At 66.4% G+C, this 12,745-nt stretch carries 9 protein-coding genes; 4 read left to right on the top strand and 5 right to left on the bottom strand.

Features of this window, described 5'->3' with window-relative positions:
- Positions 1 to 7 precede the first annotated feature (7 nt).
- The 3 genes from C7449_RS07015 (at position 8) to C7449_RS07005 (ending at position 5,890) form a co-directional block, all read left to right on the top strand.
- Positions 8 to 1,420 (top strand): cytochrome P450, encoded by a 1,413-nt coding sequence (locus tag C7449_RS07015; protein ID WP_108002101.1) that lies wholly within the window; start codon positions 8 to 10, stop codon positions 1,418 to 1,420.
- Positions 1,421 to 1,588: 168 nt separating this feature from the next.
- Positions 1,589 to 3,595 (top strand): hydantoinase/oxoprolinase N-terminal domain-containing protein, encoded by a 2,007-nt coding sequence (locus tag C7449_RS07010; RefSeq protein WP_108002100.1) that lies wholly within the window; start codon positions 1,589 to 1,591, stop codon positions 3,593 to 3,595.
- 123 nt (positions 3,596 to 3,718) lie between these two features.
- The gene (locus tag C7449_RS07005; RefSeq protein WP_108002099.1) at positions 3,719 to 5,890 is read left to right on the top strand and encodes a malate synthase G; all 2,172 of its coding nucleotides are present in this window, start codon (positions 3,719 to 3,721) and stop codon (positions 5,888 to 5,890) included.
- Between the two features lie 87 nt (positions 5,891 to 5,977).
- Here the strand turns inward: C7449_RS07005 and C7449_RS07000 are convergent, their stop codons facing one another.
- Positions 5,978 to 6,646 carry a L,D-transpeptidase gene (locus tag C7449_RS07000; RefSeq protein ID WP_108002098.1) on the bottom strand — a complete coding sequence of 223 codons (669 nt, stop codon included), beginning with the start codon at positions 6,644 to 6,646 and terminating at the stop codon, positions 5,978 to 5,980.
- 235 nt (positions 6,647 to 6,881) lie between these two features.
- Between C7449_RS07000 and C7449_RS06995 the strand changes: the two genes are divergently transcribed.
- Positions 6,882 to 7,469, top strand: a complete 588-nt coding sequence (locus C7449_RS06995) for an MmcB family DNA repair protein (RefSeq protein WP_108002097.1) — start codon at positions 6,882 to 6,884, stop codon at positions 7,467 to 7,469.
- On the opposite strand, the gene C7449_RS06990 is transcribed toward C7449_RS06995, so the two are convergent.
- The 4 genes from C7449_RS06990 to C7449_RS21915 all read right to left on the bottom strand — a co-directional run.
- On the bottom strand, positions 7,414 to 7,995 hold the full coding sequence (locus tag C7449_RS06990) for an ActR/PrrA/RegA family redox response regulator transcription factor (protein ID WP_374828288.1): 582 nt from the start codon (positions 7,993 to 7,995) through the stop codon (positions 7,414 to 7,416). The two genes, C7449_RS06995 and C7449_RS06990, sit on opposite strands and share 56 nt — an antisense overlap.
- Before the next feature lie 72 nt (positions 7,996 to 8,067).
- Positions 8,068 to 9,375: an ActS/PrrB/RegB family redox-sensitive histidine kinase gene (locus tag C7449_RS06985; protein ID WP_108002095.1), complete on the bottom strand. Its 1,308-nt coding sequence runs from the start codon at positions 9,373 to 9,375 to the stop codon at positions 8,068 to 8,070.
- A gap of 75 nt (positions 9,376 to 9,450) precedes the next feature.
- A complete protein-coding gene (gene hrpB, locus C7449_RS06980) occupies positions 9,451 to 11,910 on the bottom strand; it encodes an ATP-dependent helicase HrpB (protein WP_108002640.1) in 2,460 nt (819 codons plus the stop codon).
- A gap of 334 nt (positions 11,911 to 12,244) precedes the next feature.
- The coding region (locus C7449_RS21915) for a hypothetical protein (RefSeq protein WP_210204705.1) at positions 12,245 to 12,745 on the bottom strand (501 nt) is incomplete at its 5' end.

Genomic DNA, 12,745 nt, shown 5'->3' with positions numbered 1-12,745 from the left:
GGTTCTGATGGATATGCGCCCCGAGCCATTCGAGCCGCCGGCGCCCGAGCCGCGTACGGTGCCGCCCTCGCGCCTGGAGATCATCCGAACCATCCTGCGCAACCCGCTGGAGCTCTGGGGCGTGCCGTCCTACACGCTGCCGTGGATCGAGACGCGCTTCTTCCGCGAGCACACGCTGATCGTCAACGATCCCGGGCTGATCAGGCACATTCTCGTCGACAATGCCAGGAACTACCGCATGGCCGACGTGCGCCAGCTCGTCCTTCGGCCGATCCTGCGCGATGGCCTCCTGACGGCGGAAGGGGCAGTCTGGAAGCGCTCGCGCAAGGCGGTCGCGCCGATCTTCACGCCGCGACATTCGCAGGGCTTCGCCGGACAGATGCTGCGACAATCCGAGCGATACGCGGAGAAATATGCCGGCGCGGGAGCGGAAGGCGTGGTCTTCGACATCTCCACCGATATGACGGAACTGACCTTCGCGATCCTCGCCGACACGCTCTTTTCCGGCGAGATCGCGTCCTCCAGCAACTTCGCCGATGACGTCAATGCGCTGCTGCACCGCATGGGCCGGGTCGACCCGATGGACCTCCTCAAGGCGCCCGCCTGGGTGCCGCGGCTGACGCGGATCGGCGGACGGAAGGTGCTCGACAAGTTCCGGGAGATCGTGCGCCGCACGATGGACATGCGACTGGAGCGGATGAAGGCGGAGCCCGACGCCGTCCCCAAGGATCTGCTGACCCTTCTGCTCGAACAGCTCGGATCCGACGGCCTGACGAGCGGCGAGATCGAGGACAACATTCTCACCTTCATCGGTGCCGGTCATGAGACGACGGCGCGGGCGCTCGCCTGGACGCTTTACTGCGTCGCCAACTGTCCCAACGTCCGCAAGGACATGGAGGCGGAAATCGACCAGGTGCTGGCCTCGGGTGCCGAGCCCGTCGAGTGGCTCGAGCTGATGCCCCGGACGCGCGCCGCCTTTGAGGAGGGCATGCGGCTCTACCCGCCGGCGCCGTCCATCAACCGGGCGGCGATCGAGGCGGACCGTTGGACCAGTCCGCAAGGGGAGGTGGTCGACATTCCGCAGGGGATCACCGTCCTCATCATGCCCTGGACCCTGCACCGGCACGAGCTCTACTGGAACCGCCCCCGGGCCTTCATGCCGGAGCGGTTCCTGCCGGAAAATCGCGACCGCATCGACCGCTTCCAGTACCTGCCCTTCGGCGCCGGCCCGCGCGTCTGCATCGGCGCGACCTTCGCGCTGCAGGAGGCCGTCGTGGCGCTTGCTGTGCTCATGCACCGCTTCCGCTTCGACGTCACCGCAGCGACCAGGCCCTGGCCGGTGCAGCGGCTGACGACCCAGCCGGCCAATGGCCTGCCGATGCGGGTCAGCGCGCGCCCGGGCGCCGCTTCGTCCGTCTGACCGCACAGCCCTGGTCCTCGCCGGAATCCGCCCGTGTATCGATGCGGCGGCACCCCGACAGAAGCTGTCGCGGGTGGGGCTGTGGCAATCCCGTGTAAGATGCAATAGATCGGTGACGACCATTCCTGGCCAGCCGTTCGGATTGGCCGCAGACACCGGAAAATTCCCGTGGCAGATCATTTGTTACTCGGTATCGATACTGGCGGAACCTACACGGATGCCGTGCTTTTCAGCGAAACAACGGGCGTCGTCGCCAAGGCCAAGGCGCTGACCACCCGCCACGACCTCGCCGTCGGTATTTCGGGGGCCGTTGAGGCGGTGCTGAAGGAGGCGCGGGTGCCGGTGACGGCCATCAGCCTCGTGTCGCTTTCAACGACGCTCGCCACCAACGCCCTCGTCGAGGGCCAGGGCGGCCGTGCCGGACTGGTGATGATCGGCTTCGCTCCCGACGACCTGAAGCGCGACGGACTTGCCGAGGCACTCGGCAGCGATCCGGTCATCTTCCTGCCTGGCGGGCACAATGTGCACGGCAACGAGAACCCGCTCGACATGACGGCCCTGGACGCCGCCCTTCCCGAACTCTCCGCCACTGTCTCGTCCTTCGCCGTCGCGGGCTATTTTGCCGTTCGCAACCCCGCGCACGAGCTGCGTGTGCGCGACCGGATCCGTGAGATCTCCAAGCTCCCGGTCACCTGCAGCCACGAGCTGTCGTCCAAGCTCGGTGGCCCGCGCCGCGCCCTGACGACGCTGCTGAACGCCCGGCTCGTGTCGATGATCGACCGGCTGATCGGGGCCTGCGAGCGGTATCTGGAGCAACGCGGCATTCACGTCCCGATGATGGTCGTGCGCGGCGACGGCGCGCTGATCTCCGCCGCCGAGGCGCGGCTGCGGCCGATCGAAACCATCCTGTCGGGCCCGGCCGCAAGCCTCGTGGGCGCGCGCCACCTTACCGGCCGCGACGATGCGGTGGTTTCCGATATCGGCGGCACGACGACCGACGTGGCGGTCCTCGACCAGGGCCGTCCCCGGCTCGACGCCGACGGAGCGGTCGTCGGCGGCTACCGCACGATGGTCGAGGCCGTCGCCATGCGCACTTACGGGCTCGGCGGCGATTCCGAGGTGCGCATCAACGATCGCGGCCTTGCCGCGCGGCTCGATCTCGGGCCGCGGCGCTTCCTGCCGCTGAGCCTTGCCGCTGCGGTGCATGGCGAGGTCATGCACGCGGCGCTGGAGCGTCAGCTCCGCAGCCAGCACGTGGCGCGCAATGAGGGCCGCTTCGCGGTGCGCACCGGCGTGCCGGAACATCTCGCCAGCGGTCTTCAGCCGCAGGAACAGGCGTTGTACGAACGGATCGGTGCCGTGCCGGTCGCCCTCGACACGCTGCTGACGAACACGTTGCAGAAGGCGACGCTCGATCGGCTCGTCGGGCGCGGGCTCGTGCACCTCTGCGCGATCACCCCTTCCGACGCGATGCACGTGCTCGGCCGGCAGAACCAGTGGGACCGCGAAGCCGCGAGGCTGGGACTGGAGCTCGCCGCCCGTGCCAAGGACGGTTCCGGCCGTCCGATCGCCGGCTCGGCGACGGAACTGGCGGGCATGATCGTCGACCGGCTGACCCGGCAGTCCGCTGACGTCATCATGGCGGCCTGCCTTGCCGAGGACGGCGCCGGTGCGATCGACCCGGCCGAATCGCTACCGGTCGACCGGGCGCTGCAGCGCATGCGCGGCATCGTCCAGTTTCGCGTCCACCTCGATCGTCCGCTGATCGGTCTCGGGGCGTCGGCGCCGGTCTACTATCCCGCGATCGCCGCCATGCTCGGGGCCGAGTCCATCATTCCGACCGATGCAGACGTCGCCAATGCGATCGGCGCTGTCGTCGGCCAGGTCCGCGAGAGCATCACGGTCTTTGTCACCAGCCCTGAAGAGGGGCTGTTTATCGTCGGCGGAGCAGGCGAGAGCGTACGGCTCGTGGACGAGGAGGCGGCGTTCTCGCTGGCGCGCGAGCGTGCCATCAGCGCGGCGTTGCACGCGGCCCGGCTCAGCGGTGCCGACGAACCGGCCGTCACCCTGACCGAAGCGATCGACGCGCCCGAGGTCGAGGGGCGGCGGAAGCTGGTCGAGGCGCGCTTCACCGCCACCGCGAGCGGGCGCCCGCGCATCGCTCTTGAGCTCTAATGGATTTGTTCCGGCATGGAACAAATCCATTGAACCATCGCCGAATTGACTGTGAATGAAGGCTCTGAAAAGTGGCAGCATCCAGGGGACGGTGACAGTTCCCGCACAAACGGAGCGCACCAGATGAGTTACACCGAGAAATACGGGCTTTCCTTCGACAGCGAACTGCTGGACTTCCTCGTCAAGGAGGCACTTCCGGGGACGGGCGTCGACGCGGACCGCTATTTCTCGGAGTTCGCCGGGATCGTCGGAGAATTGGCGCCGGAGAACCGGGCCCTGCTCGAAAAGCGCGATCTTCTGCAGCAGAAGCTCGACGACTGGTACAAGGCGAACGGCGCGCCGACCGATCTGGCCGCCTACGAGGCCTATCTGCGGCAGATCGGCTACATCGTGCCGGAGGGTCCGGACTTCACCGTCACCACCGCCAATGTCGACCCGGAGATATCGACGGTCGCCGGTCCGCAACTGGTCGTGCCGGTGATGAACGCCCGCTATGCGCTGAACGCCGCTAACGCCCGCTGGGGCTCGCTCTACGATGCGCTTTACGGCACCGACGCGATTTCCGACGAGGACGGCGCAGCCCGCGGCAAGGGGTATAATCCGAAGCGCGGCGCGAAGGTTATCGCATGGGCGCGCGATTTCCTCGATGCGAGCGCCCCCCTCTCAGGGGCGACCTGGAGCGATGCCAGCGCGTTCTCGGTCAAGGACGGCGTTCTCAGCGTCACCCTTACAAGCGGCGCAGTCGCCGGCCTCGCGTCGCCGGAAAAGTTTGCGGGCTATGCCGGCGAGCCGGTCGCTCCGCGCGCCATTCTTCTGCGCAACAACGGCCTTCACATCGAGATCGTGGTCGACGCCTCCACGGAGATCGGCCGCGGCGATGCCGCGCACATTTCCGATGTTCGCATCGAAGCGGCGCTGACGACGATCATGGATGCCGAGGACTCGGTTGCCGCCGTCGATGCGGCCGACAAGGTTGTCGTCTACCGAAACTGGCTCGGCCTGATGACGGGCGACCTCGAGGAGGAGGTGGAAAAGGCGGGCCGGACCTTCACCCGCAGGCTGAATCCCGATCCCACATATACCGCGCCGGACGGGTCGACGATCACCCTTCAGGGCCGGTCGCTGATGCTGGTGCGCAATGTCGGGCATCTGATGACCAATCCGGCCATCCTCGACAAGGATGGCCGCGAGGTGCCGGAAGGCATCATGGACGCCATGGTGACGGTGCTGATCGCGCTGCACGACATCGGCCCGAACGGCCGGCGGAGGAATTCGCGCGCGGGTTCGATCTATGTCGTCAAGCCGAAGATGCACGGACCCGAGGAGGTCGCCTTCGCCAGCAAGCTCTTCGACCGGGTGGAATTAGCGCTGGGCCTTGCCCCCAACACGGTCAAGATGGGGATCATGGACGAGGAGCGGCGCACCACCGTCAACCTGAAGGAATCGATCCGGGCGGCGAAGGACCGGGTCTTCTTCATCAACACCGGGTTCCTTGATCGCACAGGCGACGAGATTCACACCTCCATGGAAGCCGGCCCGATGATCCGCAAGGGCGACATGAAGCAGGCAGCCTGGATCGCCGCTTACGAGAACTCCAATGTCGACATCGGCCTCGCATGCGGCCTATCCGGCCATGCCCAGATCGGCAAGGGGATGTGGGCCATGCCGGACCTGATGGCGGCGATGCTGGAACAGAAAATCGCCCATCCGAAGGCAGGTGCCAACACGGCCTGGGTGCCGTCGCCGACGGCGGCGACGCTGCACGCCACCCACTACCACAAGGTCAACGTCGCGTCGGTTCAGGCTGAGCTGAAGAGCCGGCCCCGCGCCCGGCTTTCCGACATTCTCTCTGTGCCGGTCGCCGTGCGGCCGAACTGGAGCCCGGAGGAGATCCAGCGCGACCTCGACAACAATGCACAGGGCATCCTTGGTTATGTGGTGCGCTGGATCGACCAGGGTGTCGGCTGCTCGAAGGTGCCGGACATCAACGATATCGGCCTGATGGAGGACCGCGCGACGCTGCGCATCTCCGCCCAGCACATGGCGAACTGGCTGCATCATGGGGTTGTCACGGAGGCGCAGGTCATTGAGACCATGAAGCGCATGGCCGCAGTCGTCGACAGCCAGAACGCCGGCGATCCGCTCTATACGCCGATGGCGCCGGATTTCGAGGCCTCCGTCGCCTTCCAGGCGGCCTGCGAACTGGTACTGAAGGGCCGCGAGCAGCCGAACGGCTACACCGAACCCGTCCTCCACCGCCGACGCCGCGAGTTGAAGGCCGCCCGCTGGGCCTAGACCTTCCCGCGATTGAACAGGCCGGCACAAATAGAAAGGGCCGCCGGGATGACCGGCGGCCTTTCTCATCAGCATTGATGAGCAGTCTTACTGCTGCACGACCACACGCGCGCCCTTGCCCGGGCGGACGCGGCTGTAGAGATCGATGATGTCCTGGTTGATCATGCGGATGCAGCCCGAGGAGGCGGCGGTGCCGATCGAGGCCCACTCCGGCGAGCCGTGAATGCGAAACAGCGTGTCATGGCCCTTGTCGTTGAAAAGGTAGAGCGCGCGGGCGCCGAGCGGGTTCGTCAACCCCGGCTTCATGCCTTCCTTGACGTACTTGGCAATCTCCGGCTTGCGCTCGGCCATTTCCTCGGGCGGATGCCACATCGGCCATTCCTGCTTCCAGGCGATATAGGCCTCGCCCTCCCAGGCAAAGCCCTGCTTGCCGACCCCGATGCCGTAACGCACCGCCTTGCCACCCGGCAGTACGAAATAGAGGAAGCGGGTCGGGGTATTGACGATGATCGTGCCCGGCTTCTCGCTGGTCCGATAATCGACGATCTGCCGGTGAAACTTGGAATCGACCCGCTTGATCGGAATCGCCGGCAGCGTGTAGCCGTGATCCTCGATCGGACCGTATTCGGAGGTGAAGATCTGGTTGGTCGCGACCTTCTCGCCGATGACCGGCGCGTCGGCGGGAACGGAAGAGCAGGCGGCAAGCGTCGTGGACGCTGCAAGACCGCACAGAAGCAGGGCAGTGCGAAGGCGCATCGAATTCTCTTCAACTAGGGGGTGAGACGTCCAGGACTCCCGGACGTTCGTCGGCGATGGTTTATTTTCGATAGAGCCCGGAATTGCAAGCGCGGGCCCCGATGTCGGCGGTTGCAAGGCAGCAAAAAGTGGTCGGATTGCTTTTTTGCAACAATCTCGCCACGCCCGGCGGCTAAGGCGCATCGAAGCGTGATCTGCTAAGGTGCGGGAATCGCGCTCGCCTGGAGATCTGCCGATGACGATCGTATCGCTGCACAACGATAATCCGCTGGTCGATGGCCGGCAGTCGGAGCGTGCGATGATGGTCCGGCGCGGGGTCCAGCGGCTGTTCGCCGAGCTGAACCATGCGGTCCTGGCGGAAATGACGCTTGCGAGCGGCAGGCGCGCCGACCTTGTCAGCCTGTCGCCGAAGGGCGAGATCTGGATCGTCGAGATCAAGACGTCGATCGAGGATTTTCGCGTCGACCGGAAATGGCCGGACTACCGCTTTCACTGCGATCGTCTGTTCTTCGCCACCCATCGCGGTGTCCCGCTGGATATTTTTCCGGAGGAATGCGGGCTGATCGTCTCGGACGGCTATGGCGCACACGTCACCCGCGAGGCGCCCGAGCACCGGATCGCGCCGCCGACCCGCAAGTCGGTAACCTTTTCCTTCGCCCGGATCGCGGCCAGCCGCCTGTTGCAGGCGGAGCTCCTGACCGACAGGGGGGGGCGAGGGTACCGAAATGGCGGCGATCGTTTCCGGCAACCGCGACTGACCCGGATACTTATTTCGGTGCGCGCTTGGCGAGGATGCGCTGCAGCGTGCGTCGGTGCATGTTGAGCCGGCGTGCCGTCTCGGAGACGTTGCGGTCGCACATTTCGTAGACGCGCTGGATGTGCTCCCAACGCACCCGGTCGGCCGACATCGGGTTTTCCGGCAGTTCCGCCTTTTCGCCCGGCCTCTGGGTGAGGGCGGCAAAGATGTCGTCGGCATCGGCGGGCTTCGCCAGGTAGTCGACGGCGCCGAGCTTCACCGCGTTCACCGCCGTTGCGATGTTGCCGTAGCCGGTCAGCATGATGATGCGCGTGTCGTCGCGGCGCTGGCGGATGGCGGCGATGACGTCGAGACCGCTGCCGTCGCCGAGCCGCAGATCGATCACCGCATATTTCGGCGGTGCGCCCTTCGCCTTGGCGATGCCTTCCGCCACCGATTCGGCGACATCGACGATGAACCCCCGCGTTTCCATGGCGCGGGCCAGCCGGCGCAGGAAAGGCGCGTCGTCGTCGACGATCAGAAGGGAGCGATCCGGGCCGATGTAGTCGGCGTCGTCTGAAGCCGCATCGGGGGCAGAAGTGTTTTCTGTCATCATGCCAGTCCGCGCTGATTTTCCTCGGTTTCCGTCCGTTTTGTTATGACCGGTTCGGCATGGAGGGTAAAGTCATTTCGCCAGCTTGACGTCCATGCGCGAACGCGGCCACTCGACCTCGATCCGGGCGCCGGGTGCTCCGCCCTGCCGGTTGCCGAACGTCAGCCGCGCGCCGGAGCGCTCCAGCAATGTCTTGGCGATGAACAACCCCAGACCGAGCCCGCCGGCCCGGTCGTCGCGCTGCCGCTTGGTGACATAAGGTTCGCCGATCCTGAGCAGGATGTCGGGCGCATAGCCCTCGCCGTCGTCCTCGATCACGAGCGTGACCCGGTCGGCCGTGTGGCTGACGGTGACGGTCACCTCTTCACGCGCATGGTCCACGGCGTTCTCGAGCAGGTTGCCGAGCCCGTAGAGAATGCCGGCATTGCGCTGGCCGATGGGCTCGCCTTTGCGATCGCTCGTCTCAACCAGCGTCATCCGGATGCCGAACTCGCGGTGCGGCGCCATCACCTCTTCGAGCAGCGAGGAGAGCGGCAGCAGGCGCATGTGCTCCTCGTCCTCCGCCGACAGGGTGGTGAGCCGACGGAGGATGTCGCGGCACCGCTCGCTCTGGCTGCGCAACAGCTGCACGTCCTCGCCGAAACGGGGGTCGGCGCCGAGTTCGCGCTCCATCTCCTTGGCCACGACACTGATCGTGGCGAGCGGCGTTCCCAGTTCATGCGCCGCTGCGGCGGCAAGGCCATCCAGTTGCGACAGGTGCTTCTCGCGCTGCAGCACCAGTTCGGTGGCAGCCAGCGCGTCCGAGAGTTCCGAGGCCTCGAGCGAGACGCGGTAGGAATAGAAGGCGGCAAAGGCGGTCGTCGAAACGATGGCGATCCAGTATCCGGCCGTGAGCACCGGCGGCAGCACCAGAAGGGTCCCGGGAAACCACGGCAACGGATACGGCGTGAAGGCGAGCGCCGTGATCCCGGCAACGGCGAGGATGCCGAGCACCAGGCTGTAGCGGATCGGCTGCGCCGACGACGAGATGATCACCGGCACGCAGATCAGCAGCGCGAAGGGATTGGCGAGGCCGCCGGTGATGAACAGGAGCGCCATCAATTGTGCGAGGTCGAAGGCGAGCAGCGCAAGCGCGGCCGCCGGCGTCAGCCGATGCGCGGGCGAATAGCGCACGGCAAGATAGAAGTTGACGGCGGCGAGCAGGGCGATCAGCACCGCGCACGCTACCAGGGGAAGCGGAAAGGCGAGCCAGAAGGCGACCGCGATCACCGTGATCGATTGCCCGGCGACCGCCAGCCACCGGAGCCGGATCAGCGTTTCCAGCCGCAGGTGCTGGCTGTGGCTGATGTCCATGATGTCGTGATGGGTCGGCACGGTCATTCCGGCGATGTCTCCAGGCGATCCAGACAGGGTAGCAGTGCTTGGCGCTTCTGCCGCTACTGCGTCTTCTGTTCCTCATGTACCACGCGGCTTCGCCCGTGTCGTCGGCGCGGCCTCGGCCGGGTCCTCCGGCCAGGGATGGCGCGGATAGCGTCCGCGCATCTCGGATCGCACCTCCTTCCACGATCCGGCCCAGAAGCCCGGCAGGTCGCGCGTCGTCTGGATCGGCCGGTGCGCCGGCGACAGCAATTCGAGCAGCAGCGGCAGCCGACCGCCGGCGACGGAGGGATGCTGACGCAGCCCGAAAAGTTCCTGCACGCGGATCGGCAGCGTCGGCTCGGCGCCGTCATAGCGGATCGGATGGCGCTGGCCGGTCGGCGCTTCGAAATGGGTGGGCACAAGCCGATCGATGTCCCGCTGCAATTCGTAGGGCACGAGCGCCATCATCCCCTCCGACAGGCTCGACGGGCTGATGTCGTCGAGGCCGCGCGCCTGCTCCTGGAATGGGGTGAACCATTCGGCCAGCCGTGCCAGCAGCGCCTCATCGCTCATGTCCGGCCACGGCGCTCCGACACTGCGATGCAGAAAGCCGATGCGCTCGCGCAACTGGCCGCCGGATTTCGAGAAGGGCAGGACCTGCAGTCCCAGCTGGCGAACACCGTCGGCGAGTGCCTGCGCCGCTTTTGGCCCCGATGGGCGGGGGAGGGGCGTCTCCTCGAAGATGATCGCGCCGAGCCGCGTCACCCGGCGCGCGCGGACCTGCCGGCTCGCCGGATCGAACAGGCATTGTTCCTCGGTAACGATGCTGCCAGCCATTTCCGCCTCGACCTCGGCACGGCCGATCTCGGCGGCGGCCAGGATGCGCTGGCGTCCGGCCTGGCCGGTGAGGTCGGCGATGACGAGCATCTGGCTGCCGGCGAGCCGTTCGGTTTCCGGCAGCTCCGCTCCGCGCCCGTTCGCCATCACGAAGCGCCCGCGGCCGCCGCGCTGCAGGGCGATCCGGTCCGGGAAGGCATGCATCAGCAGGGCGCCTGGATGCGACACCATTTTTGCTCCGGCCGCACCGCCAGCGGCTTCCGCAATTCTTGAGGCAAGGCGGCGCGCCGACTCGGCCCGCTCGCCGCGCTCGCCCTTGAACCGCCGCAGCCGCTCCTCAAGGTCGAGCGAGGTGCCGCCGAGCCCCTGTTCGGTCAGAAGCACGGCCAGCAATGCGGCATCCGCCGCCCGTCCTTCGCTCGCCGCGGCAATGACCATCGCCGCCAGCCGGGGCGGCAATGCCAGCGCGCGCATCTTCCGCCCCGCCGCCGTGAGCCGCCCGGACGCGTCGATGGCGCCGAGCAGCCGAAGCAGGGCGCGCGCCTCCTCGAAGCTCGCCGCCGGCGGCGGATCGATGAATTTCAGGTCGGCCGGGTCGGTCACACCCCACTGGGCCAGGTCGAGCACGAAACCCGACAGGTCGCTTGCGAGAATCTGCGGGGGCGTAAAAGCTGGCAGCGCGGCGGTCTGGCCGGCATGCCAGAGGCGAATGGCGATGCCCGGCTCCGTGCGCCCGGCACGGCCGGCCCGCTGCTCGGCCGAAGCGCGCGAGACGCGCACCGTTTCCAGCCGCGTGATGCCGGTCGACGGCTCGAACACCGGCAGCCGCTGCAGGCCGCTGTCGACGACGATGCGCACACCGTCGATGGTGATCGAGGTCTCGGCGATCGCGGTTGCAAGCACGATCTTGCGCCGGCCCGCCGGCGGCGGTCGGATCGCTTCGTCCTGCTCCTGCTGGGTCAGGTTGCCGTAGAGCGGCACGAGCATCGTCTCGCCGCCGAACCGCCCCTCCAGCCGCTCCATCGTCCGGCGGATTTCGGCCTGGCCGGGCAGGAAGGCCAGGATCGATCCGGCCTCGCCGGCGTGCGCCTCGCGGATGGACCGCACCATGCTGTCTTCGATCCGCTCACCGGCGGGACGTGCGGCATGGCGGATCTCGAGCGGATAGCTGCGTCCGGCGCTCTCGATCACCGTGGCATTGCCCATGATCCGCGAAACCCCAGCGACGTCGAGGGTCGCCGACATGACGAGTATGCGCAGGTCCTCCCGAAGTGCCCCCTGGGTATCAAGCGCCAGCGCCAGGCCGAGGTCGGCGTCGAGCGAGCGTTCGTGGAACTCGTCGAAGAGCACGGCCACGACCCCGGAAAGCTCCGGATCGTCGATGATCATGCGGGCGAAGACGCCCTCCGTCACCACCTCAACCCGGGTCTTCGACGAAACGCGGCTTTCCAGCCGCATCCGGTAGCCGATGGTTTCGCCGATCTTCTCGCCCAGCAGCTCCGCCATCCGCCCTGCGGCCGCCCGCGCCGCAAGCCGCCGCGGTTCGAGAAGGATGATCCGGCCGTCGCCGCGCCACGGTTCGGACAGAATATGCAGCGGCACCAGCGTCGTCTTGCCGGCGCCAGGCGGGGCAGCCAGCACCGCCAGGGTTTTTTCACTCAGGGCGTTCGAGATGGCGGGGAGCACCTCCGAAACCGGCAGGCTCGGCAGCGCGATCACGGAGGCGAGCTTCGCAGTATATGGGGCGTCGTTCTGCACCGGCTCAATCTCTGTCGCTGCAATCGTCGCGGCCGGCCCCAACAGGGGCAGCCGGCGCGCCGCCCATCTTTAGAAGGGCATTCCGCGCCTGCTCCTGTGTAACGATATCCATCACCGTCTCGCCTCCTGTCACTTCCCTGCTTCCATAAACCCCTGCCATGATCGGCGGAAGCGCCTTTGCAGGCTGGCCCGACCGCCGTTAGGGCCGGTCAAGGGCATGCGGGCAAGGTGAGAGCCAGCGGACCGGGCGAGCCCCCGGGGCCGATCTCGCTTACGGGTTGAAAACCCGATGCTTTCAGCCGAAAATCAGCGTCGGTTGTTTGATTTCAATGACTTGCAAGTTTTTTCTATTTTTCCGAAAATGGCTGTTGACTTGGTTGGGGGTTGGGCCTAGAAACCGCCTCACCAACGAGGGCGGCGGCGCTGCTAGCGACTGACGAACTCGCTCTGAAGTTTCCGAATGGATGCGGATCGAGGAACGGCCGGTTTTGACCGGCGGACGCGACTGTGGCCTTCGGCTTTGGGTTGAGACGACCAAGTTCGTCTGTTCTTTGACAATTGAAGATTGGAAGAAAGAGAAACGTGGGCGGCGGAGTGTCGCGGACGGTCCGGAAGGATTGTCCTGGAAGAGACTTTGGCGGTCACGTTTATCAAGAGACAACACTTCGTTTTGGCTTCGCAAGAGGCCGGCCATGTCTGCGGCGCTGTGAAGCGTGCGGGCTGGTTTTAAAACGAGTGTGAGTTCTCGTCGATTCAGTAACGTGACGACAAGCCAATATCGAATTCTCAACATGAG

It is taken from the genome of Mycoplana dimorpha, from assembly GCF_003046475.1.
Classification (GTDB): domain Bacteria; phylum Pseudomonadota; class Alphaproteobacteria; order Rhizobiales; family Rhizobiaceae; genus Mycoplana; species Mycoplana dimorpha.
Note: the sequence above shows the minus strand (reverse complement) of the source record. Positions and strands in the feature narration are given on the sequence as shown.

Coding starts and splice junctions, on each gene's coding strand:
- C7449_RS06985 (WP_108002095.1), bottom strand. CDS start 9,375: ATGACCGTGCCGACCCATCACGACATCATGGACATCAGCCACAGCCAG.
- C7449_RS07015 (WP_108002101.1), top strand. CDS start 8: ATGGATATGCGCCCCGAGCCATTCGAGCCGCCGGCGCCCGAGCCGCGT.
- C7449_RS07005 (WP_108002099.1), top strand. CDS start 3,719: ATGAGTTACACCGAGAAATACGGGCTTTCCTTCGACAGCGAACTGCTG.
- C7449_RS06995 (WP_108002097.1), top strand. CDS start 6,882: ATGACGATCGTATCGCTGCACAACGATAATCCGCTGGTCGATGGCCGG.
- C7449_RS06990 (WP_374828288.1), bottom strand. CDS start 7,995: ATGACAGAAAACACTTCTGCCCCCGATGCGGCTTCAGACGACGCCGAC.
- C7449_RS07000 (WP_108002098.1), bottom strand. CDS start 6,646: ATGCGCCTTCGCACTGCCCTGCTTCTGTGCGGTCTTGCAGCGTCCACG.